The sequence below is a fragment of the Microbacterium sp. SW12 genome, assembly GCF_055391095.1.
In genome coordinates this window covers 2555704-2580755 of sequence record NZ_AP024335.1, presented here as the reverse complement: position 1 = coordinate 2580755, position 25052 = coordinate 2555704, and the positions used below count along the sequence as shown (strand labels likewise).

General features: G+C 66.9%; 24 protein-coding genes and 1 tRNA gene. 13 read left to right on the top strand and 12 right to left on the bottom strand.

What is annotated here, in order from left to right:
* Window positions 1-116: 116 nt before the first annotated feature.
* Window positions 117-287: a CsbD family protein gene (locus MICSW_RS13050; protein ID WP_228178431.1), complete on the bottom strand. Its 171-nt coding sequence runs from the start codon at window positions 285-287 to the stop codon at window positions 117-119.
* Between the two features lie 485 nt (window positions 288-772).
* Here MICSW_RS13050 and MICSW_RS13045 point away from each other — a divergent pair, with 485 nt between their 5' ends.
* Both MICSW_RS13045 and MICSW_RS13040 read left to right on the top strand, forming a co-directional pair.
* Window positions 773-1069, top strand: coding sequence for a hypothetical protein (locus MICSW_RS13045; RefSeq protein WP_341578682.1), 297 nt, complete (start codon window positions 773-775; stop codon window positions 1067-1069).
* Between the two features lie 55 nt (window positions 1070-1124).
* Window positions 1125-1553 carry a MarR family winged helix-turn-helix transcriptional regulator gene (locus MICSW_RS13040; protein WP_464496191.1) on the top strand — a complete coding sequence of 143 codons (429 nt, stop codon included), beginning with the start codon at window positions 1125-1127 and terminating at the stop codon, window positions 1551-1553.
* 16 nt (window positions 1554-1569) lie between these two features.
* On the opposite strand, the gene MICSW_RS13035 is transcribed toward MICSW_RS13040, so the two are convergent.
* The 6 genes from MICSW_RS13035 to MICSW_RS13010 form a co-directional block, all read right to left on the bottom strand.
* The gene (locus MICSW_RS13035) at window positions 1570-1902 is read right to left on the bottom strand and encodes a protein-L-isoaspartate carboxylmethyltransferase (RefSeq protein WP_464496190.1); all 333 of its coding nucleotides are present in this window, start codon (window positions 1900-1902) and stop codon (window positions 1570-1572) included.
* Window positions 1903-1989: 87 nt separating this feature from the next.
* Window positions 1990-4383, bottom strand: coding sequence for a phosphoenolpyruvate synthase (gene ppsA / locus MICSW_RS13030; RefSeq protein WP_464496189.1), 2394 nt, complete (start codon window positions 4381-4383; stop codon window positions 1990-1992).
* A gap of 37 nt (window positions 4384-4420) precedes the next feature.
* Window positions 4421-5257 (bottom strand): pyruvate, water dikinase regulatory protein, encoded by an 837-nt coding sequence (locus tag MICSW_RS13025; RefSeq protein ID WP_292727590.1) that lies wholly within the window; start codon window positions 5255-5257, stop codon window positions 4421-4423.
* Between the two features lie 99 nt (window positions 5258-5356).
* Window positions 5357-5881 carry a flavin reductase family protein gene (locus MICSW_RS13020; protein WP_464496188.1) on the bottom strand — a complete coding sequence of 175 codons (525 nt, stop codon included), beginning with the start codon at window positions 5879-5881 and terminating at the stop codon, window positions 5357-5359.
* Window positions 5882-5907: 26 nt separating this feature from the next.
* Entirely contained in the window at window positions 5908-6447 is a 540-nt protein-coding gene (locus MICSW_RS13015; protein ID WP_292727593.1) for an NADPH-dependent FMN reductase, read from the bottom strand.
* A gap of 274 nt (window positions 6448-6721) precedes the next feature.
* The gene (locus tag MICSW_RS13010) at window positions 6722-7345 is read right to left on the bottom strand and encodes an FMN-dependent NADH-azoreductase (protein WP_341578678.1); all 624 of its coding nucleotides are present in this window, start codon (window positions 7343-7345) and stop codon (window positions 6722-6724) included.
* A 90-nt stretch (window positions 7346-7435) separates the two neighbouring features.
* Between MICSW_RS13010 and MICSW_RS13005 the strand changes: the two genes are divergently transcribed.
* Window positions 7436-8035 carry a PhzF family phenazine biosynthesis protein gene (locus tag MICSW_RS13005; RefSeq protein ID WP_464496187.1) on the top strand — a complete coding sequence of 200 codons (600 nt, stop codon included), beginning with the start codon at window positions 7436-7438 and terminating at the stop codon, window positions 8033-8035.
* 138 nt (window positions 8036-8173) lie between these two features.
* Here the strand turns inward: MICSW_RS13005 and dacB are convergent, their stop codons facing one another.
* A complete protein-coding gene (gene dacB, locus MICSW_RS13000) occupies window positions 8174-9736 on the bottom strand; it encodes a D-alanyl-D-alanine carboxypeptidase/D-alanyl-D-alanine endopeptidase (RefSeq protein ID WP_464496186.1) in 1563 nt (520 codons plus the stop codon).
* A gap of 108 nt (window positions 9737-9844) precedes the next feature.
* Between dacB and MICSW_RS12995 the strand changes: the two genes are divergently transcribed.
* The 3 genes from MICSW_RS12995 (at window position 9845) to MICSW_RS12985 (ending at window position 13073) form a co-directional block, all read left to right on the top strand.
* A complete protein-coding gene (locus tag MICSW_RS12995) occupies window positions 9845-11713 on the top strand; it encodes an ABC transporter ATP-binding protein (protein WP_464496185.1) in 1869 nt (622 codons plus the stop codon).
* 80 nt (window positions 11714-11793) lie between these two features.
* Window positions 11794-12012: a hypothetical protein gene (locus tag MICSW_RS12990; RefSeq protein ID WP_464496184.1), complete on the top strand. Its 219-nt coding sequence runs from the start codon at window positions 11794-11796 to the stop codon at window positions 12010-12012.
* A 53-nt stretch (window positions 12013-12065) separates the two neighbouring features.
* Window positions 12066-13073, top strand: coding sequence for a LacI family DNA-binding transcriptional regulator (locus MICSW_RS12985; protein WP_464496183.1), 1008 nt, complete (start codon window positions 12066-12068; stop codon window positions 13071-13073).
* Between the two features lie 12 nt (window positions 13074-13085).
* On the opposite strand, the gene MICSW_RS12980 is transcribed toward MICSW_RS12985, so the two are convergent.
* The 4 genes from MICSW_RS12980 to MICSW_RS12965 all read right to left on the bottom strand — a co-directional run bounded on the left by MICSW_RS12980 (window position 13086) and on the right by MICSW_RS12965 (window position 19240).
* Window positions 13086-14360, bottom strand: a complete 1275-nt coding sequence (locus MICSW_RS12980; protein WP_464496182.1) for a PucR family transcriptional regulator — start codon at window positions 14358-14360, stop codon at window positions 13086-13088.
* A complete protein-coding gene (locus MICSW_RS12975; protein WP_375237195.1) occupies window positions 14357-15796 on the bottom strand; it encodes a phytoene desaturase family protein in 1440 nt (479 codons plus the stop codon). Before MICSW_RS12975 ends, MICSW_RS12980 begins: the two co-directional genes overlap by 4 nt.
* Window positions 15793-17622, bottom strand: coding sequence for a DUF3556 domain-containing protein (locus MICSW_RS12970; RefSeq protein ID WP_375237196.1), 1830 nt, complete (start codon window positions 17620-17622; stop codon window positions 15793-15795). The genes MICSW_RS12975 and MICSW_RS12970 overlap by 4 nt, the downstream gene beginning before the upstream one ends.
* A gap of 91 nt (window positions 17623-17713) precedes the next feature.
* On the bottom strand, window positions 17714-19240 hold the full coding sequence (locus MICSW_RS12965) for a class I adenylate-forming enzyme family protein (RefSeq protein WP_375237197.1): 1527 nt from the start codon (window positions 19238-19240) through the stop codon (window positions 17714-17716).
* A gap of 334 nt (window positions 19241-19574) precedes the next feature.
* On the opposite strand from MICSW_RS12965, the gene MICSW_RS12960 reads away from it, so the two are divergent.
* The 7 genes from MICSW_RS12960 (at window position 19575) to MICSW_RS12930 (ending at window position 25047) form a co-directional block, all read left to right on the top strand.
* A complete protein-coding gene (locus tag MICSW_RS12960; protein ID WP_464496181.1) occupies window positions 19575-19952 on the top strand; it encodes a DUF5684 domain-containing protein in 378 nt (125 codons plus the stop codon).
* Between the two features lie 85 nt (window positions 19953-20037).
* The gene (locus tag MICSW_RS12955) at window positions 20038-20658 is read left to right on the top strand and encodes an asparagine synthase (protein WP_228178447.1); all 621 of its coding nucleotides are present in this window, start codon (window positions 20038-20040) and stop codon (window positions 20656-20658) included.
* Window positions 20659-20746: 88 nt separating this feature from the next.
* Window positions 20747-20819: transfer RNA gene (locus tag MICSW_RS12950), tRNA-Arg, on the top strand.
* Between the two features lie 125 nt (window positions 20820-20944).
* Window positions 20945-22135 carry a CaiB/BaiF CoA transferase family protein gene (locus MICSW_RS12945; RefSeq protein WP_228178448.1) on the top strand — a complete coding sequence of 397 codons (1191 nt, stop codon included), beginning with the start codon at window positions 20945-20947 and terminating at the stop codon, window positions 22133-22135.
* Window positions 22122-23297 carry an acyl-CoA dehydrogenase family protein gene (locus MICSW_RS12940; protein ID WP_464496180.1) on the top strand — a complete coding sequence of 392 codons (1176 nt, stop codon included), beginning with the start codon at window positions 22122-22124 and terminating at the stop codon, window positions 23295-23297. The genes MICSW_RS12945 and MICSW_RS12940 overlap by 14 nt, the downstream gene beginning before the upstream one ends.
* A 158-nt stretch (window positions 23298-23455) precedes the next feature.
* Window positions 23456-23917: an Hsp20/alpha crystallin family protein gene (locus tag MICSW_RS12935; protein WP_228178450.1), complete on the top strand. Its 462-nt coding sequence runs from the start codon at window positions 23456-23458 to the stop codon at window positions 23915-23917.
* Between the two features lie 98 nt (window positions 23918-24015).
* A complete protein-coding gene (locus MICSW_RS12930) occupies window positions 24016-25047 on the top strand; it encodes a DUF2804 domain-containing protein (protein WP_228178451.1) in 1032 nt (343 codons plus the stop codon).
* Window positions 25048-25052: the final 5 nt, after the last annotated feature.

Here is a 25052-nt window from a genome sequence, read left to right as displayed (position 1 = left end):
CGCGAACGGAATGTGTTCCGACGAATGCGGTCGGCGACTTCGCGAAGCTCGCGAATGCGACACAGCGACGGGGCCCGTCCGTCTGGACAGGCCCCGTCGGATGTTGGCGCAGAGCGTCAGGACAGCGCATCCTTTGTCTTCTCGCCAGCCTGCTTGACGTCGGCCTTGGCCTGGTCGGCCTTGCCTTCGGCCTCGAGGCTCTCGTTGTCAGTCGCGTCGCCGACGGTCTCCTTGACCTTGCCCTTGGCTTCTTCCGCAGCGTTCTTGATCTTGTCGTCCATACCCATGATGGCTCTCCTCACATAGATTGCTGGGTGGTTGTCGGCAAAGTTAGGCGCATGACGCGAACTCGACAAAGGGGCTTGACGAGTCGCCAGTCGCCTGTCTACTCGGGCTGGTTGAACGGTTCATGCCGCTGAGAGGCCGCGGTCGAGCAATCGACGGTGGTGGCGACGGACGGCCAGCATGTCAGCGAACCCGCCGAATCCAATGAGTCGGGAGCGCGGCACGAGCCCTACGCCGTGCTCGCGTGGCGTCGCCGGCAGCGGGCGCGTGCTCCGCCGGTTCGAGATTGTGGGAAGCGGTTCAGTCTGCGGGAGCGGCTCGTTTGACGGTCTGGCACCGGTAGCAGTGGTCACGTTTTACCTCCAATGTCAGGAGAAATCTCAGGATGTGTCTCAGTTGCTATAAAGCACAGTAACGAAATAGTACAGCAAGTGTGCAATATGGTGTGTGGCACAGAACGTGTTGGGTATCATGAGACGGAAGCACAATGGAAGTGATCGAGACCTCGTCGGCACTGACGGTGGAAACTCTGGGGACTGCGCGCGCGAACACCGCGGTGTGGTACGAAGTCGACCGGGGATTCTGGGTGGGTAGCGCCGTCGGCGAGTTTCTCGGCACGATCGAGCGACGTGCACGTGACTCGTTCGTTGCCAGGGGCGCCACAGGATCTCACGTCGGGCAATACGAAACGATGGATGCCGCACGGGCCGCCATCACAGGAACAAAGCGCTACGAAGTCATCGGAGGTAGGCATGCCCAGGACGGTGGTTCACCACGAGGGTGAACACCTCTACGCAACACAGCCGTCGTCCGACGCGGGGAGACGGCTAAGCAGCGCCGTGCTGCACCTTCGTCGAAGCGAGCGAATCCAGGCCGACCGCGCGGTGCGGTGCTCCGGTCTTTCAAGCCTCGACCTTGGCGCGCTGCGATACCTCGTTCAGGCACGGCGCGACGATCGCAAACTCAGCCCCAAAGACCTCATCGTGATGCTCGACACCTCGAGCGCGACAGTGACGAACGTCGTCGAGCGGCTTGTCACACGCGGTTACCTCGTGCGCGAGGAGCATCCGACTGACCGGCGCGCTCACTATCTCTTGCCGACGGATGCAGCCATCGAGAGGGTTGACTCTGCCTACGCCTCCCGGGATGGGGCTGTGGTCAGCGTGATCGACGGTCTGTCCGAGGGCGAGGCTGAGGTGGCAGCCCTCGTCATCGACCGACTCGCGCGGGCTCTCGATGCTCTCGAAGCTGCGAGCCAGGAGCGGTAAAACTCCCCGAGCCCGGTCAGGGCTCGGAGTCTGTCCGGCCCTGCAGGTACTGACAGAGCAGGGAGAGCAACGTCAGATCCGCAGCCAACGCTTCGGTCTGTTCACCGTCGAGATCAAGCCCCTCCTCGCGCGGATCGAAGTGGACCCGCCAGGTAGGAGCACCGTCCTCCACGACCGGTTGAATCGATGTCACGGTGGTCGCCGTGCGCAACTGTACGACGACCAGGCCCGAATCGGGCCCCTCGGCGTAGTACTGATCCACGACGGAGATCTGAGGCGAGACCCCAGGGTGACTGTTCGCGAAGTCCGTCACCCACGACTGAACCTTCGCCTGATCTCGGTATGACATTGTGCTCCGCATCTTCGTGATGCGTGTGCATCTGTGAGGATTCTATCTTCGGCCGGGGCGGATGAGCCGGGCCATCCGCACTCACGGCTATGGCGTAGTCGGTGCAGAGTCAACAGATGACCCGGCCAGCCGCATCCAGGTCTCAACGACCGTGTCGGGGTTCAGGGAGATCGATTCGACACCCTGCGCGAGCAGCCACTCGGCAAGGTCAGGATGATCGCTCGGCCCCTGACCGCAGATGCCGACGTACTTGCCCTGCGCGCGGCACGCCTGAATGGCCATCGACATGAGCTGCAGCACGGCGGGATCGCGCTCGTCGAAGGTGTTGGCGACAAGGCCGCTGTCGCGATCGAGTCCCAGGGTCAGCTGGGTCATGTCGTTCGAGCCGATCGAGAAGCCGTCGAAGAATTCCAGGTACTGATCGGCCAGCAGTGCGTTGGTCGGCAGCTCGCACATCATGATGATCTTCAGGTCGTTGACGCCGCGGCGCAGGCCGTTCTCGGCGAGCATCTCGACCACGGCATGACCCTCGCCGACGGTGCGGACAAAGGGGATCATCACCTGGACGTTCGTGAATCCCATCTCGTCGCGCACGTACCGCAGCGCCTCGCACTCCATATCGAAGCAGGCCCGGAAGTCGGGGGAGATGTAGCGGGACGCCCCGCGGTAGCCGAGCATCGGGTTCTCTTCGTGCGGCTCGTAGCGTTCGCCGCCGATGAGGTTTGCGTATTCGTTCGATTTGAAGTCGCTCATCCGGACGATGACCGGTTCGGGTGCGAACGCGGCGGCGATCATCGAGATACCCTCCGCGACGCGCTGCACGAAGAAGTCACGCGGCGACGGGTAGGCGGCGACCCGCTCGTCGATCTGGGCTTGCAGCTCGGCGGGTAGGTCGCCCTCGAGGAGCGCGCGGGGATGGATGCCGATCTGCCGGTTGATGATGAACTCGAGCCGCGCCAGCCCGACCCCCCGGTGGGGAAGGCGCGAGAACGAGAACACCTGGTCGGGCGTGCCGACGTTCATCATGATCTTGACGGGCAGTTCCGGCATCCGATCGAGGTGCGTCTCCTCCTCGGCGAATTCCAGCAGGCCCTCGTAGACGAACCCGGTGTCGCCCTCGGCGCACGAGACTGTGACGTCTTGTCCATCGCTCAGGATGCGGGTGGCATCGCCTGCACCGACGACGGCCGGGATGCCGAGCTCGCGCGCGATGATCGCCGCGTGACAGGTGCGTCCACCGCGGTTGGTGACGATCGCTGCGGCCCTCTTCATGATCGGCTCCCAGTCGGGGTCGGTCATGTCGGCCACCAGAACATCGCCCGCGCGGAACGAGTCCATCTGAGCCAGATCGCTCAGCACCCGCACGGAACCCGAGCCGATGCGCTGGCCGATGGCGCGACCTGCCGCCAGGACCGTCCCCGATTCGTGCAGGCGGAAGCGGCGGATGACGTTCGCCGACGCGCGAGAGACGACAGTCTCGGGCCGGGCCTGCAGGATGTAGAGCCGCCCGTCGACGCCGTCCTTACCCCATTCGATATCCATCGCCCGGCCGTAGTGCTCTTCGATGACGAGAGCCTGCCTGGCCAGTTCCTCGAGTTCGGCATCCGTCAGCGAGAACCTGGCGCGATCGGCGAGTGGAACATCGACGAAGGCCGTGCTCGCGCCCGCGGCACGACTGTCGGTGTAGCGCATCGCCACCGCTTTCTCGCCGACCGACCGCTTTAGCACCGCCGGGCGCCCCGCGCGCAAAGCCGGCTTCGAGACATAGAACTCGTCGGGGTTGACGGCTCCCTGCACGACAGCTTCGCCGAGCCCGTACGAACTCGTGAGGAACACCGCCTGATCGAACCCCGACTCCGTGTCGACGGTGAACATGACGCCGGCGGCACCCACATCCGAGCGCACCATGCGCTGCACGCCGGCAGACAGCGCAACCTCGGTGTGATCGAATCCCTGATGCACGCGGTACGCGATCGCGCGGTCGTTGTAGAGCGAGGCGAAGACCCGACGGATCGCGGTCAGGATGTTCTCGATTCCCCCGATGTTGAGGAACGTCTCCTGCTGCCCCGCGAAGGAGGCGTCGGGCAGGTCCTCGGCCGTCGCCGACGACCGGACCGCCCAGGTCACGGCATCCGGATCGGCGTCGTCGTGCAGCAGCCGGTCGTAGGCGGTGCGGATGTCGATCTCGAGGTCCTCGGGCAGCGGGTGCCGCTCGATGCTGGCGCGGATCTCGCCGCCGACGCGCGTGAGGGCTGCGACGTCGTCGGTGTCGAGATCGCGCAAGAGGGCTGCGATCTGGTCGCCGAGACCGTCGTGGGCCAAGAAGCGGCGGTAGGCGTCGGCTGTGGTGGCAAACCCGCCGGGAACCCGCACGCCGAGCGCTGACAGATGAGAGACCATCTCGCCGAGCGAGGCGTTCTTGCCGCCGACGGCTGGCAGATCGGTCATGCCGATCTCGTCGAACCAGAGGACGTTCTTCATGGGTGCTCCTTTGTGAGGGCCGGGAAGGGCTGGGGTGTCAGGCGCGAAGCTTCAAGGTCTGCAGGATGATTGCCGACATCTCCTCGACGCTCTTGGTCGAGGAGTTCAGGAACGGCACGCGCGTGCGGCGATACAGCTCTTCGGCGCGTCGCAGCTCGAGGGTGCATTGCGCGAGGCTCGCGTAGCGCGAATCCGGGCGTCGCTCGTGGCGCACCTGGCTCAGGCGCAGGGGCGTCGTGGTGAGGCCGAAGCAGCGCTCGGCGTGCGGGGCGACGAGCCGCGGGAGTCCATCGGTGGGAAAGTCCTCGTCGGTGAGCGGGTAATTCGCGACCAGGAGGCCGTACTGCAGCGCGAGGTACATGGTCGTCGGGGTCTTGCCGCAGCGCGAGGGGGCAATGATGATGACGTCGGCGAACTCGAGCGCCCGCGAGCTCTGCCCGTCGTCATGCTCGATGGCGTACTCCACAGCGCGCATCCGCGCGAAGTAGGCCTCGGTGTCACCGAGGGTATGGAATTGCCCGAGCTGTTCGGATGCCGTCGTGCCGAGCGTTCGCTCCAGATCAGTGAGGTGGCCACCGAGAAGGTCGATGCGCGGCGCCGGCGCGGTATCGAGCACGCGTCCGACAGTCGCGTTCTTCATCGTCGAGAAGACAATGGGCGCCAGGCCCGCGGCATCCGCACCGGTGATCGTCTGCACCACCGCCGCTGCCGCTTCGGCGGTGTCGACGAACGGAATCGTGTGGCGATCGAACCGGAATCCGGGAAAGTTCGCCAGGAGCGCGTTGCCCAGGGTTTCGGCAGTGATGCCGGTGCTGTCTGAGACGAAGAACACGGCGCGGCTCGGGAGCGCGTGGTCGCTCAGGGCAGGATGCATGCCTCGAGGTTAGGGAGATTTACCCCTGCTTTTCGCCGAAGAGTGCGTCAAGATTCAGGCTTCTTTACGCATGGGCAAGCATCGTGATGCCGGCCTCGCTCACCCGGCGAGCTGGTCGAGGTCGCGGAGGTGACGGTAGGAACCCTTGAAATAGAGCAGCGGTTCCTCGCGGTGCCACTCGGCCGGACTCATCCCCACAACCGACCCGATGACGATCAGGTGGTCACCGGCCTCGTGCTCTGCCCACGCTTCGCAATCGACCCACATGAGGGTGTCGGCGATGATCGGGTTACCGGAGGCTGCGGGGTTCCAGGCGACGCCCGCCCACTTGTCGGTGCCCCGCCGGGCGAACTGGTTGGCGATCTCGTGCTGGTCGTGGGCCAGGACGTTCACGGCGAACCTGCCGGTGGCGGCTATCCGGGGGTACGTCGTCGAGGTCTTCATGACGCTGAACGAGATCAGTGGCGGCTCGATGGACACCGAGAAGAACGACTGGCACGTGAAGCCGATGGGTTCGCCATCGTCGATGCCCGACACGATCGTGATCCCCGATGCGTAGTGCCCGAGGGTGTCACGGAACTGACGGGGAGAGAGGGGCACATCGGGTGCCGAGTACTGAGACATGGGTTCGCTTTCTCTTCGCCGTCGGTTCAGGATGCCGGGACGCCGGCGCGGAGGGCGCCGGCCAGGGACGCGACCTGTCGGATGTTGGTGGCATACTCGGCGACCGCCGCGTCAAGGACCTCGTCCACGCGCTCCAGTTGGCTGAGGGCCAGATAGAAGCCGCGTCCTGGCACTGTCGCCCCGAGTTCCACCAGGAGGGGAGACAGCGTGAAGGTCGGTCCCATCGAGTGGGTGAAGTCGGCGCCCGTGTGAACCGGGATCGCGGTGACACCGGCGAGCCCGTTGGCCGGATACCGGTCGAGGAAGGCTTTCAGCAGCCCCGTGTAGGTGGCCTTGTAGGTCGGTGACGCGAAGATCGCGAGGTCGCTGTCGGCGACCACGGCGTTCAGCGACCCCATGACCTCCGACGGCCAGGCGAAGATCTCGTTCGTGTAGTCGGCCAGGTCGATCACCTGGGCCTCGTAGGTTCCCTGGTCGAGAAGCTTCTCGACCAGGAGCTCGGCGATCTTGCGGGTGCGCGATGCCGGCTTCGGGTTGCCGACGACAACCGCGACTTTGAGTGACATGACTCTCTCACTTCCATACCGATGAACAGGAAGGGATGAGTCGCCGCACCACACCGCGAGAGGGACGTGGAGCGAACGACATCTCCACACGCCCCGGGGTCTTGTGGCCCAGTGCGCCCGCAACGGCTTACGCTGCACACCCATTGTGCACACGCTCGTGTTTCGGTCGCGTAAACCGCGGCTCAGAGCGCTCGGGTGAGCCGATCCTGGGGCGCCATGAACCACGTCACGGCGTCCGGGAGAACCGGCCCCCGTCGGAGTGAGCCTGATCACCTCAGAAGGTTGCGGCAGCTTCCTCGACCTTCGCGAACGCGGCGGCCATGATCTCATCCGAGCGGGCCGGGTCGTGGTCCATGCCCTCGGCGGCGATCTCCGTGTAGTCGTCGATGCCGATGAATCCGAGCATCGTGCGCAGGTACTGGCTCGCGGGATCCTGGGAGTTGAACACTCCGCCGGCGGCCTGGATGTGCAGCGCCTTCTTGCCGTGCACGAGGCCGACCGCCTCGCCCTGTTCGTTGTAGCGGAAGGTCTTGCCCGCCACACAGATGCAGTCGATCCACGCCTTCAGTCGGGTGGGTACCTGGAGGTTCCACAGCGGGTTGGCGATCACGATCTTGTCCATGTTGAGGAACTGGGTCGTGTAGCCCTCAAAGAGGGTGAGCTTGCTCTGCTCGGCCTCGTGGAGGCGGACGAACGGCATGCCTTCGCGCAGCTTCCCCCATGCGCTGAACAGATCCAGATCGATCTCGGGGATCGCGATGTTGTACAGGTTCTGGTCGATGACGTCGTCGTCGGGGTGCGTCTCGACGTACGTCTTGAGGAACGCATCCGTGAGTCGCATCGACTTCGAGTTCTCTGAGGTCAGAGGGTGGGCGCGGATAACCAGCAGCTTGGACACGAGGTCCCCTTCTTCATCGTGTCGGAATGTCCGACCCCTCAACTGTGCGCCGGATCCGACCGTCGGCGGCAGGGACCAAAGACCCTCACTGTGGCGGCCGACGGGGCTGACCGCCCGCTGCATCCCGTGCAAGACTGGCCAGTCATGGGCATCCTGGCAACTGTCGTGAACGTCTTCGTCGATGAAGCCGGCGAGCACGGCAATCCGCTCGGAATCGTGTGGGCGTCGACCGCCACTCGCGGGCATGAGCAAGACATCGCCGCTGACCTCGGGTTCAGCGAGACGGTGTTCATCGACGAGGTGGACGGGCGCACTGTTCGGGCGCGGATCTTCACCCCGAAGCAGGAGCTGCGCTTTGCCGGGCATCCCACGGTGGGACTGGCAGCCTGGCTGCGCGCGGCAGGCGACGACATCCGGCACGTCGTCGTGCCGGCGGGCTCGGCCCGGGTCCGTGCCGACGGCGACCTCACGTGGATCAGTGCCGACGTCGATTGGGCCCCGGAGTTCGAACTCGAACGACTCGACTCCCCGGTGAGGTCGACGCCGTCGATCCGGATGCCTACACCGAGGGCATGCACTACGTCTGGGCGTGGCTCGACGAAGAAGCGGGAAGGGTGCGCACGCGGATGTTCGCGCCGGGCCTCGGGATCCGCACCGACGAGGCGACCGGGTCAGCAGCAATCCGGCTGACCGCCGCACTTGGCCGAGATCTGCAGATCGAACAGGGAGCAGGGTCGAGGCTGGTCACGCACCGCCGGAACCTCGGCCGGGAGGTCGAGATCGGCGGCCGTACGACCCCGGGGCGCGACGTCGAGCTGGCGTGAGCTTTCAGTACAACTGGAACAGTTCAGACGCGATCGCGCCCAGATCGGTGTTGGCCTGGATGACCGCTTGCACCTCGGTGATCGGTACGTCATTGACGAACACCGCGAAGGCGAGACGCCGGCCGGATGCGGCATCCAGAAATCCGGCGAGCGCCTTCGTCTCGAGCACGTAGGGGGTGTCGGTTCCCGGACCGACGAGCGTGCCGGTCTTCGCGTGGGCAGAACCGATCGCGGGGTCACCGTCGGGCAGCACGGTTGCCAGGGACCCGTCCACCCCGAGGATCGGTGTGGATTCGAGGAAGGTCTCGAAGTACGGGGCGTCCGTCAGCGACACCAGGTAGGAGGTCATCGCTGCCGGAGTGATGCGGTTCCCCGGCAGCCCTTGACCATCGGTGATCACGACGTCGTCGGGCCCGAGTCCCGCCGCTTCGAGCACGCTCATCTGTCTCGCCAGCCCGGCGTCGAGGGTTCGCTCACCCGCCTGCGCCGCCAGCAGCAGCGGCAGTTGATTGGCGCCGAGGTTGTGGCTGACCTTGTTGATCAGCCGGGCGGTCTCCGAGAACGGCGGGGAGGTGAACGTGGCGACCGGGATCGCGCCGTCGAGGTCCGCCACCGGCGGCAGCTCGCTCGAGCTCGGCGTCCGCGGGTCCGCCGTGACGGTGACGCCCGCGCGCTCGAGCGCCTCGATGAACAGGATGCGGGCCCACGCTGCCGGATCAGGGACCTGATAGGTCTGCACCACCGGTTCGGCGCCCAGAGGGATCGTTCCGGTGGCGGTGAGGATGCCGCCTTGCTCGGTGATCGTGACGTCGAACCCGCTGTCGGCATCCGCTGTGCTCACCAGATTCTCGACGGTGTACGCCGAGCTCTGCGGCCGCCAGCTCGCGGTCGTGGGGTCGCCGACCGCCGCGCCGGGGGTGATGACGATGTCCACCAGGTTGTCGTTGACCACGATCGGTGAAATCGGTTCGCCGTCCAGGACGACGGGATCCCAGAGCCTGTCGTCGACGAGGACGTCCCCGCCCACCGTGTGGATTCCGGATGCGGCGACCTGCTGAGCGAGATCATCGAGGCCGGTCAGCGGATCCTCGGGAGTGAGCGTCGCCAGGCCCGGGAGGACGTTCGCGTCGTAGTGGTCGAAGATCGGCACATCGAGGGTGCCATCGGGCATCGTTCGACCGCCGAGGGTGAGGTCTCCCGAGCCGCGCAGAATGAGATCTCCCTCGAGGGTGCCGTTCGAGACCTCGCCGACGGCGACGACCGGGGTCGTGAACGTCGCATCCGCGCCGAGCAGGTCGAGGGCTGCGGTGACAGAGAGGATCTTCGCCGTGGACCCGGTGAGGAACTGCTCGTCGGGGTTGACGGCGATGAGGGTCTCGCCGCTGTCGATGTCGATCACCGACATCCCCCAGCGGCCGCCCTCGTAGGTGGGCTGGTCCATGATGGCCGCGATCGTGGGTGGCACATCAGTGGGCGGACCGGGCGGGGCGGCGGTGCACGAGATCAATCCCGCTGACGCAGCGATGATCGCTGCAATGGTCACCGGTCGTCGGGTGCGGCGGAGCATGGGACGGAGTCTAGTGAGGCGCCCTCTGTGCCTCGGCCCGCAGGCCGTGCGGGGAAGGTACGATTTACATGTACTAAGACATGGAAAACGTCGGACGGGAGAGCGCGGATGAGCATGGTGCGCGGAGGCTTCGGCGGGGGGCTCACTCGAGGGGCCGACGAACGGACGCAGCGTGAGCGGAACGCGGAGGCGCCCCACATCCCTCACCTCGGGCGCCGCATCGTCGCGCTGTTCTCGCCGTACCGTGGGCGGCTCGCGGTCACCGCGGTTCTCGTCGTCCTGAGTGCGGCGCTCGGCGTCGTGCCCGCGCTGTTGGTCGAGCAGGTCTTCGACCTCGCCCTGTTCCCGGCATCCGGGTCCCCGGACATCCCGCTTCTGATCGAACTCGTCGCGCTGATGATCGGACTGTTCGTGGCATCCGCGGGACTGAACGTGCTCCAGACGTGGCTGACCTCGTCAGTGGGTAACCGTGTCACCGGTGATCTGCGGGTTCGGCTCTTTCGGCACCTCCAGTCGATGGAGCTCGCGTTCTTCACACGCACGAAGACGGGAGTGATCCAGTCCCGCCTCCAGAACGACGTGGGCGGGGTCGCGAGCGTGCTCACCAACACGTTCACCTCGATCCTCGGCAACAGCGTCACCGTTGTCGCGTCGCTCGTGGCGATGGTCATCATCGACTGGCGGCTGACCCTCGTGGCGATCGTCATGCTTCCGGTGCTCGTGGTGATCCAGCGCCGCGTCGGGCAAGTGCGTGCCCGGATCGCCGCGCAGGCCCAGGAGTCCCTGTCGACCCTCACCGCCATGACCCAGGAGTCGCTCTCGGTGTCGGGCATCATGCTCACGAGTTCGTTCAACCGCTCGGATTACGAGACAGGTCGCTACGCCGAAGAGACCAGCCGTCAGGTGTCGCTGCAGATCCGGCAGGCCATGAGTGGCCAGGGCTTCTTCGCGGTCGTGGGCGTCATCATGTCTGCGGTACCGGCCATCATCTACCTGCTTGCCGGAGTATTCATCACGGGTGGTGTCGACATCACCGCTGGTGCGATCGTGGCCTTCACCGCGGTCCAGGGGCGACTGCTCTTCCCGCTCATGGCACTCATGAGGGTTGCTCTCGACGTGCAAACCTCGATGGCGCTGTTCGCCCGCATCTTCGAGTACCTGGATCTGACACCCGCGATCGTCGACTCGCCGGATGCGGTCGACGTCGCCGATGCCCCGGGACCGGTCGGTCGGATCGAGTTCCGCGATGTGTCGTTCCGCTACCCCGGGGCGGGAGAGGATGCTGCGACCCTCCGGGGCGTCTCGTTCGTCGCCGAGCCCGGTCAGCACATCGCGTTCGTCGGTTCCAGCGGAGCCGGCAAGACGACGATCCTCTATCTCGCCCCACGGATGTACGAGGCCTCGTCGGGCGCCGTGCTCTTCGCCGGTGCCGACGTCCGCGATCTCCGCCGCGCGTCCCTCCTCGAGGGTGTCGGGATCGTTTCGCAAGAGACCTACCTCTTCCACGCGTCGATTCGAGAGAACCTGCTGTATGCGAAGCCGGATGCCTCGCCGGAAGAGATCGAGCACGCGTGCCGCGGCGCGCACATCCACCACGTCATCGAGTCCTTCCCCGAGGGATACGACACCGTCGTCGGTGAGCGTGGCTACCGCCTCTCAGGCGGGGAGAAGCAACGGATCGCTATCGCGCGGGTGCTGCTGAAGAACCCGCCGGTCCTGCTGTTGGACGAGGCGACCAGCGCGCTCGACACGGTCTCGGAGAGAACCGTGCAGCAGGCACTTGATACGGCAGCCCAGGGGCGGACGACGCTGACGATCGCGCACCGTATCTCCACGATCGTCGGAGCCGACGTCATCCACGTCGTGGAGGCTGGACGCATCGTCGAAAGCGGCACGCACGCCCAGCTCCTCGCGGCGGGCGGCGCGTATGCCCGCCTTGTCGCACACCAGCAGGAGACCGCTCTTTCAGCGATCTGACGGTTGCTGCCGGCGGCCGCCGCTGGGAAGCTGAGAGCGCGCGCGTTTGGATGCGCGCCTCGCCAATGGAGGAACACACGATGGCTGGCAAGTTCGATCTGAACACGACCACTCTCGGGCAGTTGCTCGACGACCCGGAGGCGCGGGCGATCATCGACGAGCTGGTTCCCGAGCTTCCGACCCATCCCATGGTCGGAATGGCGAAGGGCATGCCTGTGAACACCGTGCTGACCTTCGCGGGCGGCCAGGTCGACCCCGAGATCGTGGCGCAACTGAAAGCGCGGATCAGCGTACTCTGACCGCCCCGACGCTCGTCGTCGCTGGGCGCAGCGCAGCAGTACGCTGAGGGCCCATGAGCGATGTCACCCGTCCGGCGCGTCCTGCCGGGGTGCGCGAGGTCGCCCACCTGGCGGGGGTGTCGACCCAGACAGTGTCGCGGGTCATCAACAACTATCCGAACATCCGACCAGAGACACGGATGCGTGTGCTCGAGGCCATGCGAGCGCTCGACTACCGGGTCAACAACGCCGCACGAGCGCTCGGCACGGCATCCACGCGCACCATCGGTGTCATCGCGACGGATGCCACCCTCTACGGCCCCACGGTCGGAATCGCGGCCCTCGCTGAAGCCGCGCGGGAGGCGGGCCTGTGGATCGCGACTGCTTACGCGGATGCCGGCGATCCGGCCGCGATCGACGGATCGATAGCCCACGTTCTCGCACAAGGCATCGACGGGCTGGTGCTCGTCGCACCGCACGCCCGCACGATCGAACGGGTCCGGCAGAGCGCGGCGGATGTTCCCGTCGCATCGCTGCACGCCGATGAGGGGGCCGAAGCCCAGCGCGCCGGGGCGGCCCTGGCCGTCGCGCACGTGATCGAACGCGGGCACACCCGTATCGCCCGACTCGCGGGACCCGAGGACTGGCTCGAAGAAGCCGCGCGCGCCGAGGGCACGACGCGCGCGCTGACGGCTGCGGGGCTGCAGGAGACGCGGCGGTGGCGTGGTGACTGGTCTGCCCGATCCGGCTACGCCGCTGCGGCGGAGATCGCCGCGGCGGTCCGCGCCGGTGAGGTCACGGCGATCCTCGCGGCCAACGACCAGATGGCCCTGGGGTTGATGGCGGGGCTCGATGCCGCCGCCATCCGTGTCCCCGATGACCTCGTCGTCGTCGGTTTTGATGACAACCCCGACGCAGCCTTTTATGCCCCGGCGCTGACGAGTGTGCGCGTGGACGTCCTCGGCGATGCCCGGAGGTGCGTGGCAGCCGTGGTCGGGGCGCCATCCTCCGCGGATGCTGCGGTGGGGGCCTCCGCTCCGCAGATCATCGTGCGGGCGTCTTCCCAGCCGGCTTCTGCCTAGGGCGGGAGCTTCTCACCCGCCGCCCTGCGTCGGATCGATCGGGTCGAAGTCGTCGTACACGCGCAACGCCAGGGCGATCTGCAGCGCGTCCCCGCGGAACCCCGCCCGGTCGTTCTCGTGTTTCGCGATGCGTTGACGCACGGTGTTGCGGTGAAGCCCCAGCGCTTCCGCCGTACGCACCGCGTTCTCGCCCTGGGCGTAGTAGGTCGCGAGCGTCTCGCGGGCGATGCGGTTCTGCTCGCCCGCGTCGGCCAGCGGGCCGAGCACCTCCCGGATCCAGATCCGGGTCGCGGCGGCATCCTTCAGCAGGAGGGCGACGAGGGCGATGTGCGGGTCGGCGTGGGACACCACTGCTGTGCCACGGTAGCGAGGGGAAGTCAAGGCCACCAGGCGGGCGGTGACAGCCTGCTCGTGCGAGCGCCGGAACCCGTCCCAGCCCGCACCGGTGTCGCCCAGGGCGAGGCGCACCCCGGGATGGGAGGCCACCAGGGCCGCGATATCGGCGTATGACTGCTCCGTCATGACCGGAGCGGCGACCCACGCCCAGGCGGTGGATCGGTCGGCGGCGGCGACCAGCGGCGGCGCCGAGGAGTGGAGCAGCGCCGCGACCTTGCGGAGCAGCTGGTCGATTCCGCGCTGCTGATCCTGGTCGTCGGAGGAACTGTCGGTCCAAGCGACCAGGGCGACGTGCGTCTGCGTGAGGCTGTACCCGGTCTCCGACTCGAAACCACGCGCGGGGAGCGTGTCCCCGCGCAGCACCTTGAGGATGATGCCGGCGTTCAGGCTGGCGCGGTTGTTCCACCAGCGCCGCCGCTCCTGATCGTGGACGCTCGTCACGAACTGCAGAATCCAGTCGATGTAACGGTGCACGACGTCGGCGATGGCACGCACGACGTCGATGCGGATGCCGTCGGGGATGTCCAGACGCTCGATCTCGTCCATGCCCAGCCGCAGGAACATGCTCTGCCCGAGGTAGTAGGCCCGTGTGAGAGCGGCGAGGGGCACATCCCGCTGCGCCAGCCGGGCCGCGTACTCGACGGCAGCGGTGGTGGGTTGGAGGCTGTCCAGATCGATGTCGTTGGCCAGGATGTGGCAGATCGTGGTGACGTTTCCCTCGATGCTGGCTTGCAGCATTTCCACCAGGTGGGGGTCGCCGCCCAGGTCGGTGATCCGCGAGGCGAGCAGGTCGCGCATCTCCCGCACGATCTCGGGGATGCGCACATCGAGGTGCCGCGCGACGAGGGCGAGCAGCTCGCTGATATCGAACTCGGGTTCGGACGCTTTCACGCGGCGGCATCCTGGTGTGGGCGTCGCCGCGATCTCTCGACGTGCAGCGCTCGCTGTGCCGCGTTCACACCGCACATGCCGTGCACGCCGGGTCCGGGCGGCGTCGCCGCGGAACAGATGTAGGAGCCCGGCACTCCCGTGTCGTAGGGGCGTGCGCTCAGGCGCGGCCCCAGGGTGAACTGCAGGGGCGACTTCGCGCCGGTGAGGATGTCACCGCCGACGAAGTTGGGGTTCGTACGGCTCAGCTCGGTGGAGGTCACGACACGCATCGTATGGATGCGATCGCGGAAGCCGGGCGCGAACCGCTCGAACTGCGCGATGATCGCCTCGGTGGCGTCGCCGCGGAACCCGCCCGGCACGTGCGCGTACGCGTACACCGGGCGGATGTCTCCGGCGGATCGTTGCGGGTCGGCGACATACTGCTGTCCGACGAGCACGAAGGGGCGCTCGGGCATGCGGCCGGCGACGATCTCACGTTCGGCGGCCACGATCTCGGCTGCCGCACCGCCGAGATGCACGGTCCCGGCGCGGGAGACACCCTCGGCGAGCCAGGGCACACCGCCGTCGACGGCGAACTCGACCTTGAAGGCGGCGGGACCGGGACGGAAACGGGTGAAGGCGCGGCGGGAGCGTGCGGGCAGCGCGTCGCCGAGAATCCGGGCGACTTGGTGCGGATGCAGGTCGAACATCGCGATGTCGTGGGCGGGAAGTTCCCGTCGCTGCGTGATCATCCGACCGGTTTCGAAGGTGACACCGCGAGCGCGCAGACGCTCGATGACCGCCGAGGTCAGGGTGCCGGTGCCGCCGGCGACGACGGGCCAGCCGACGGCGTGACCGGCCGTGATGATGCCCGCACCGATGCCGGTGACCAGGGGGATGTCCAGGCGCTGGAAGGCATGTGCCGCGACGCCGAGGAAGAGTGCTCGGGTGCGTTCGCTGGCGAAGGCATGGGCAACCCAGGTGGGAGGTAGCGCCGCCACCGCCCCGAAACGGGCGAGCGTGAGCGGATGCCGCGGCATCCCGATCAGCGGCCGCATGATGTCTTCCGACAGTGCCGAGAACCGCCGTGACGGAGCGCCGAACAGTGCCGCCCACCGTCGCCCGTCGTCGCCGAGGTCCTCCGCGGTGCGGTCGATCGACTGGCTCAGCAGCGCGGCGTCGCCCCCGTCGAGCGGGTGCGCGCAGTCGATCTCGGCGCGGGCCCACGTGACACCAGGAAGGTCCAGCCCCGTCAGGTACGGGGAGCCGGCCGCCATCGGATGCACCGCGGCGCAGTGGTCTTGCACGAGCCCCGGCAGGAGGGGCGCGCTGTTGCGCGCCCCTCCGCCGAGTTCATCGGATGCCTCGATGACATGCACCTGGACACCGGCGGCGGACAGTTCGGCGGCCGCAGCCAGCCCGTTCGGTCCGCTGCCGACGACGACGGCGCGTGTCACCGGGGGACCTTCCGCGTTCGTGACGAGGCGACGGTGCGCAGGTCGTTCGTGACGGCAGTGTCGGAGCCTCCGGGAGAGGCCTTCCAGAACACGTCGAGCGGGATCGGACCATCCGGCAGCCAGGGCTGGGCGGCGACGGCATCCGCGACACGCCACCGGCCACGTTCGATCACGCCGAGAGCTGCATCGACCACCTTGTACTCCTGCGTCGCCTTGTGAATGGGTTGCGATTCCACCCAGACCACCACGAACTCCCCAGGCGCGAAGTGACAACGCGCCTGGAGTGCCCGGATGAGGTCTTCATTGTGCAGGTGTCCGTCGCCGAAGTTGAAGCCGATGACCGAGTTGCAGGCGAACTCCGCTTCCCGGATGGTGCGGGTCTCCAGGTCGGGCAGTGACCGGTAGAGCACCGAGAACAGGCCCCGGCCCTGGCTGTGCATCGACCGCCAGGCGAGCGTCTGCTGCATCGTGATCTCGGCCACCTCCGCCGGGTAGCCCATCTGCTGGAGCTGGTCGACCTGGTTGCGGGTGGGGCGCACGACGGCGTTGAGCTTCGCTTCAGCGCCCGGGGTGAAGGTCCACAGTGCCGAGGCCCAGTTGCCGGCGTACTGCCGCATCGACGGCAGGAACGACACCTTGTCGGGGCGCAGGTTGCCCAGCACCGGGAAGAAGATCAGCGCCGCGATGACGGCGGCGAGAACCCAGCCGGTGGCGATGTCGGTCAGGGCGTAGCCATCCCAGCCGGGGAAACCGAGGAAAAGGAAGATCGCTCCGTAGCAGAAGAGCAGGTTCCACTCCAACGGCACCGCGAGGGGGAAGGTCGAGACGATGAACAGGTGGAACCCGACGATCAGGACGACGCACGCCAGCGTCAGCCAGATGTTCTGCGAGAACAGCAGCACCAGCGGAGCGACGATCTCGACAGTGGTACCCATGACGTGCGCCATGAAGTGCGCGAACCGCGACGGCCGAATGTCTTCGGGGAAGCTTCGGTACATCGAGCGCTTGAACCACCGCGGCGGCCAGAAGGGAGTGTTGCTGAGCATCGGGGGGATGACGTTGACGAAGTGTCGACCGAGCTTGGAGACGCCCGCGCCGACCCACACCACGACGATGAGCAGCTTGAGCGCGATGATCATGTCGATGAACGGCAGCGCCACGAAGAACACCAGGGCTGGCAGGTACTGCTCGATCCGGGCGGCGATCGCGACGGTCTTGTCACGCAAGCCCGCGAGGATGAGGAACACGATGGCGGCGATGACCGGTGCCGGCTGCACGAGGCCGCTGGTGTTACCCGGGAGAGCGACGGCCAGCGAGGTCGAGACCGCGCCGGGAAGAACCAGGGCGAGGGTCAGGGAGACGAGCAGACCCAGGTAGAGCACCACATCGAACACCGTGCGGGTGTCGCCTGCGGTGCCGGGAACCCAGCTCCACGGGCGCAGCCGGATGGTTCCGGGACGGGCCCAGAACAGGATGCCGCCGGTCATCGGCTTGAACTTGCCGGCGATCGGACCCCACGAGCCCGCGAGGCCGATCGCCTCGAGCAGCATGGTCCACACGATGGCCTTCTGATACACGATCGGCTGGTTCCACCACTGATCCACCTGCCAGAACCATCCGACACCGCTGGTCGCGGTGATGATGAATGCGCCGACGAGAAGCCACAGCAGGGCGACTTTCAGGACGTAGGTCGTCGCGATGATGCGCGGTGACCCAAAGCCGTAATCGACCCAGTGCAGGGCGAGCGCTTTGACGCGTTCCCGCAGGGGGAGATGCAGGAAGGTCTGCGTATCGACGGGAGGAAAGTCTCCGGTGGTGAATCCCATGACAGCTCCTTTGGTGATGGGGTGGCGGTGAGCGCGCGTGCGCTCGGTCGTCGTCGACGCGGCGCCGACGCGACAGCTGGGGTGGTGTGGGTTACGCCGCGGGCGGCGGGTTGTCAGCGAGTGCGCGACGCATGGCCGGCTTGTCGACCTTCCCGACCGGGTTGCGCAGCAGAGCCTCGACGATGTGGATCTCGGCGGGGATCTTGATCTTGGTCAGGCCGGATCGGCAGTGTTCGGTCAGCTCGTCGGTGGTGACCTCGCTGTCGGGGTGCACGACGACATGGGCGATGGGGACTTCGCCGTAGACCGGGTGGGGTCGACCGACGACGGCCGACTCGAGCACGGCCGGGTGGGCGCCGAGATACGACTCGATCTCCTTGGGGTAGAGGTTCTCGCCCCCGCGGATGATCATGTCCTTGCTGCGGTCGACCAGGGTGAGGTAGGCATCCTCGTCGAGGAACCCGATGTCTCCCGTGCGCAGCCAGCCGTCGCGCAACGCTTCGGCGGTCGCTTCCGGCCGGCCGAGGTAGCCGCGCATGACGGTGGGGCCCGCGATGGCCACCTCGCCGAGGGTGCCGGGAGGGACCAGGGCGCCGTTTTCGTCGAGGATGGCGATCTGCTGGCGGGGCAGGGCCCGCCCGACGGTCCCCGGCTTGCGCACACCCCACAGGGGGTTGCAGGAGGAGGCGCAGGTGGCTTCCGTCAGTCCGTAGCCTTCGATGATCGGGATGCCGAGCCGCTCCTCCGAGAGGGCGAGCAGCTCGCTGGTCGCCGGTGCGGCACCGCAGATGGCGAACCGCAGCGCGGTACCGTGCGGCATCCGTTCGGCCGGGAGTTCAGCCAGCCGCGCGAAGATCGCCGGAACGGCAGAGAAGTACGTCGGCCGGTAGTGCTCGATCGCGGCCAGGAAGGTGTCGGGTGCGAACCGTTCGAGGATCGACACGCTGCCCCCGGCGCTGATCGGTGCGAGGAAGCTCACGCACAGCGAGTTGACGTGGAACAGCGGCAGCACGAGCAGTGCCTGGTCATTGACCCCCATGCCGACGTGCGTGACGAGGGAGGATGCCATGGCGCTGAGGTTCGCGTGATCGAGCATCACACCCTTGGGCTGCCCCGTGGAGCCGCTGGTGTAGACCAGCAGGGCGATCGCATCGGGCCGGATGTCGGGGGTGGTGATCTCCGCCGCGGGCGTGGTCACGAACTCGCTCGGGCGCAGCTGGGGCAGGTCGTGCGCGGGGGCGTCGGCGGCGATCAGCAGAGCAGCACCGGAGTCGGAGAGCTGATAGGCGAGCTCGCGTGCGGTGAAGGTGGGGTTGATGGGGGTGACAGCGGCGCCGATACGCCAGGCGGCGAGCATCGCGACGAGCAGGGGGACGGAGTTGGGCAGCATGATCGCGATAACATCGCCGGCCCGGATGCCGAGAGCGCTCAACTGCTCCGCGCAGGCCGCTGCCCGGCGCTCGAGGGCGAGGTAGGTCAGCTGGACGTTGCTGTCGCGCACGCACGGTGCGAAGGAGCCCGCGGAGGGGCTCGTCCAGGGCAGATGCGTCAGGTCCGCGGCAGCATTCCTGCCCGCCTGGGTCTGCGTCACCCGGATGTTCGTATCGGTGCCAGACATCGTCACTCCACTTCTGCGCCCGCCGTCAGGGGGCGCACGACTTCTCTGTCGTCGAGTGCGGCGTGGTGCCGCCGCGCTGGACCCACGCTAGAAACCCGGATCACGGGAGACAGTGTTCGAGATGATGAACTTCCGGACCGCGTATGTGCACTCTGCATCGCGGTGACCCGAGGGGGATGTGTGCTCCGGACGCCTTCAATGACGACAGCTACCCGTTCGACACGGGGCTCGGTGTGATCGCACCGGGTGACGCGCACAAGGCGTCGTGGCGGATCGCTGCGGTTTCCTGAGAGTTAGCTGGAAGAGCGGGTCGCTTTCGCCCTAGGCTGTGGCCATGCTCGCAACCTCCATCACCGACCAGGCCAGTGTGTCGTCCCTGTGGACGACGTCGATCTTCGGGCTGGTGATCTACGTCATCGTCGTCGTTGCCCTGTGGCGGGTCTTCGCAAAGGCGGGGTGGCCCGGCATCCTGGCGATCATCCCGATCGTGAACATGTTCATCCTCGTGAAGATCGCCGGATACTCCGCTTGGCTCGGGCTGCTCTACTTCATCCCCATCGCCAACTTGGTGCTGGCCATCATCGTGGCGATCAAGGTCGGTGAGAGATTCGGCAAGGGGGGCGCGTTCTCCTTCTTCCTGCTGTTCCTCTTCCCCTTCATCGGATACCTCATCCTCGGCTTCGGTGACGCCAGGTACGCCAAGCGCGCCTGAATCTGATCCCATCACCCTCGCGGGCGCCGGCCATGGGTCGGCGCCCGCTCTCATGCCCCGATACCCTCTACCCAGGAGGTTGCGGATGGGCAGGACGGCCGATGCGATCGCTGAGGGCGTCATCATCGCCATCGCGGCGGCGCGTCTGAGCATCCGAAACCGGATTCTGGTCGACGCGATTCGCAACGACAGCGCCTTCTCGGTTGACGCCGTGAAGCCGTTCGCCCGGCAGACTCTCGAAGCGCTCGCCGATGAGCAGTCGGCAGCTGCAGATCGCGCCCGGGCCGACTGGCGCCGCGCGTGGGGGAGGCAATCCGACCCGAGCGGGACGCACGACTACCGAGGGCGTGACTCCCGGAATCTGCGGCGGCGCGCCCGACAGTACACGGGGGTTGCCAAGGAGCTCCGTGAGAGGGCAACCGACGACGCGGCACTCGAGCAGCTGATCGAGCAAGCGCGCGATGCCGCGTGGGGCGATGTCGAATCGAACCTCGAGCGGCGCCTGATCGTTGAGGCGATGCGACCGGATCTGGATCCCGACTACGCGTCGATGCGCGCAGCGCGGATGCAGTCGATCAGGCTCATCGACCTGCCGCGCCTCGCATCGCACCAGCGCAGACTGAGCAGCCCGGCGGCGGCGGCGCCGATCGTTGATACCGACGACTCCGGTCCGGTTCCCGACGGTGAGAGACCCGAGGGAGGGTGAGTCTCGGTGCGGTCTCCCGCGATTCGCTGTCTGAGGCATTCGTGGGGTAATCTGGACGCTGGTTTGCTCGCGGAAATGAGCGGACCATGCGCCCGTAGCTCAATGGATAGAGCATCTGACTACGGATCAGAAGGTTAGGGGTTCGAGTCCCTTCGGGCGCGCACTGTGTTGAGACAGTGATGAGGTCCCTGAGCCCTACGGCTCGGGGACCTTCTTCGTTTCCCGACGTCCAGGGAACTCCCTCGGTAGGGTTGTCTCACTCTCACCGGGAAGAGCGAGGAAGCGGATGCCTGGTCCGATGCCCCTGGACGGCGTCGTCGTCGCCGACTTCAGTCGCGTGCTCGCAGGACCGTTGGCGGCATCCACTCTCGCCGACCTCGGTGCCGACGTGATCAAGGTGGAGCGCGCCGGATCCGGAGACGATACTCGGCGGTGGGGCCCGCCGTGGACCGCTAACTCCTCCTCCTACTTCGAGTCGGCCAACCGCGGGAAGCGCTCCATCGCGCTCGACTTCGGCGACCCCGCGGATCTCGACCTGGCGTGCCGACTGGTCTCACGCGCAGACGTCGTCGTCGAGAATTTCTTGCCCGGCACCCTCGAGCGGTTCGGGCTCGACTACGAGAGTGCGCGTGCGCGCAATCCCGCCATCGTCTATGCGTCGATCACGGGGTTCGGTAGCAAGGCCGGCGCCCACGCGGCTGGCTACGACTTTCTCGTGCAAGCGGTGGGCGGTCTCATGGACATCACCGGGCCGCCCGGATCCCCATCCAAGGTCGGCGTTGCGATCGTCGATGTGCTGACGGCTAAGGATGCCACGGTCGCCATCCTCGCTGCCCTGCACGAGCGTTCCCGGAGCGGGCTCGGGCAGCACGTCGAGGTCGCTCTTCTCTCGAGCCTGCTCGCGGCGCTGGTGAACCAGGCCTCGGGGTTCCTCGCGACGGGCCACTCTCCGCGCTCGCTCGGTAATCGGCATCCGTCGATCGCGCCCTACGAAGCTCTCGACACCGGCGACGGCGTTCTCGCGCTCGCCGTAGGAAACGACCGGCAGTTCGCGCGGCTGTGCGAGGTTGTGGGAGCCCCCGACCTGGCGACCGATCCGCGCTTCGTCACCAACGCGCAGCGCGTTGCCCACCGGGATGAACTGGCGGCAGCACTCGAGGCGCGCCTGCAAGCCGACGCCGCGGCATCGTGGACGACGCGGCTGATGGATGCCGGGGTGCCGGCCGGCACGATCGGCAGCGTCGCCGACGGCTTCGCTCTGGCAGAGCGGCTCGGCCTTGAGCCTCGGGTGCCGGTCGAAGGCGGTACCGACCAGATTCGATCTCCGTTGCGGTTCACGCGGACACCGATCCGCGGGTACGAACGCCCGCCGCGGCTCGATGAGCACGGTGACGAGATCCGCCGGTGGCTTGCCGGCCCCGATCCGACCGGTCGCGCGAGTGACCTGCCCCAAGGAGAAGCCCGTGGCATCCAGTGATGACGTGATCGACGTCGCCGACATCGACGCGCTGCTCAGCGACGACGAGCGCGCCACGCGTGATGCGGTCCGCGCCTTCGTCGAGCGGCGCGTGATTCCGCACGTCGGTGACTGGTTCGAGCGGGGCGAGATCGATGATCTGCGGGGCCTCGCGAAAGACCTCGGTCAGCTCGGGGTGCTCGGCATGCACCTCGAGGGATACGGGTGCGCGGCTATGTCGGCCACCGAGTACGGCCTGGCATGCCTCGAGCTCGAGGCTGCGGACTCTGGCATCCGTTCGCTCGTCTCGGTGCAGGGGTCGCTCGCGATGTACGCGATCTGGCGGTGGGGGAGCGAAGAGCAGAAGAATCAGTGGCTGCCCGGGATGGCGGCGGGGGAGATCGTCGGATGCTTCGGTCTGACCGAACCGGATGCCGGGTCCGACCCCGCGAGCATGCGAACGCGAGCCCGACGCGATGGTGACGATTGGGTGCTCGAGGGTCGCAAGATGTGGATCACGAATGGGTCGGTCGCGGATGTCGCTGTCGTTTGGGCGCAGACCGAGGGTGGCATCCGGGGGTTTCTGGTTCCGACTGACTCCGCGGGGTTCTCAGCGCCGCAGATCCAGCACAAGCTGTCGCTGCGCGCATCCGTGACTTCCGAACTGGTGCTGGATGCGGTGCGCCTGCCCGCGGATGCCGTGCTCCCGGAGGTCCAGGGACTTCGGGGTCCGCTCAGCTGTCTGAACGAGGCGCGATACGGTATCGCCTGGGGCGCGCTGGGTGCAGCGCGATCGGCACTGACCGCCGCCCTGACCTACGCCGCGGAACGGACGCAGTTCGGCAAGCCGATCGCGGCGTTCCAGCTCACGCAGCAGAAGCTCGTCGACAGCGTGGTCGAGTACGAAAAGGGGCTGCTGCTCGCGCTTCACCTTGGTCGCCGCAAGGATGCCGGCGAGCTCACACCGCAGCAGGTGAGCCTGGGCAAGCTCAACAATGTACGGGAGGCGCTGGAGATCTGCCGCACCGCCCGCACGATCCTCGGCGCAAACGGAATCTCCCTCGAGTACCCCGTCATCCGTCACGCCGCGAACCTCGAATCAGTGCTGACATATGAGGGCACCGTCGAGATGCACACGCTCGTGCTTGGCCAGGCGATCACGGGCATCCCGGCCTTCCGCTGAGACGTTCTTCGTGTTCGCCGAGAGCGAGCCTCTCGTGCGCTCGGATATCTGGCACTCGAATGGTGAGAGTGCTAATCTGAGATCAGTTGAGTCGAGGTGACTCAACTTCTAGAACTCGGTCGGATGCCGCATCCGGCCCCGCTCATGAAGGAGACGAGATGGCAAACTATGACCCGCTCCGCGAGATGGAGCGATTCGCGAACGCACTCTTCGACGGCAACCGGCGCGGACCGCGCCAGATGCCGATGGACCTCTACCGTGACGGCGACCACTACGTCCTCTCGGCCGACCTTCCGGGCATCGACCCGGGCTCGGTCGACGTGGATGTCGACGGTCAGCTGCTGACGATCCGCGCCGAGCGCACACTGACGTCGCAGGAAGGCGTCAAGTGGATCACGCGCGAGCGTGAGGCCGGCAGCTTCCTGCGTCAGCTGAGCCTCGGTCAGGGGATCGACACCGAAGGCATCGCCGCCAGCTACGCGCACGGCGTGCTGACGGTCACGATTCCGGTGAGCCCCAAGGCCAAGCCGCGCAAGATTGACATCGCGACCGACGCGCCCTCGACGATCACGGTCGACGAGTCCCACAGTGAGATCCAGGAGGCCGGCGCCAGCGCCTGACCTGCTCTCCAGAAGCCCCCGGCCCGAGAACGGACCGGGGGCTTCTGCGTGCTCGCTCGGGCGCGAGGATGAATAGTCCCGCATCTAGGCTGGAGCGCGTGTCGACGACGACTCGTTTCCCCAAACAAGACTCTCGCAGTGAGATCACGGCTCCGGTCGAGCTCACCCTTCCCGACGGTCGCCTGAACCCCGCGGCTCTCGGCTGGGCGCGCTCCCCACTGATCCGGACCGGCGGGATTGGGCCGCGCCGGTTCTGGGGGCGCAATAAGCGCTGGGAGTACTGGAACATCATGACGCCGCGATACATCGTGGGTCTCACCGTGTCAGCCATCGACTACGCCGCGGTGCACGAGGTGTGGATCTTCAATCGCGACACCCGCGAGGCTGTTCATCGCGCGGCCACCGTGCTTCCCGCTCGCGGGGTCAGCCTGCCGCCAACGCTGGGTCAGGGTCCCGCTTCTGCCCGGGCCAAGGATCTTCGGATCGAGGTCACGGAGGAGCCAGACGGCGTTCGGATGCGAGTCGAGGTCCCACGCGCATCCGTCGATGTTCTCGCCGAGAAGCCTGCGGGGCACGAAAGTCTGGCCGTCGTCGTGCCCTGGACTAAGCGGCGCTTCCAATACACGGTCAAGGATGTCGCGCGTCCCGCACGTGGCACGGTGACGGTCGACGGCACGGTGTACGACCTGCCGGCTGGCGAGTCGTGGGCGGTGCTGGACCACGGTCGCGGGCGATGGCCGTACGACATCACCTGGAACTGGGGCGCGGGATCGGGCCGCTACCAGGGCAGCGTGATCGGGATCCAGGTCGGCGGAAAGTGGACCGACGGCACCGGCGCCACCGAGAACGCGTTTTTCATTGATGGACGGATGCACAAGATTCACGAGGACCTGACCTGGGAGTACGACCAGGCAGACTTCCTGCGTCCGTGGTCAGTGCGCGGCGGCGGTCTTGACGCCCGATTCGTCCCGTTCTATGACCGTGTCGCGCGAACGAACCTCGGCATCATTGCGGCGGCGACGGATCAGTGCTTCGGCGTGTGGTCAGGGGCTTTCACGACGGCTGGCGGCGAAGTCATCCCGTTCGACGGTGTCGAGGGGTGGGCAGAACACGTCCACAACCGTTGGTAGCGGAT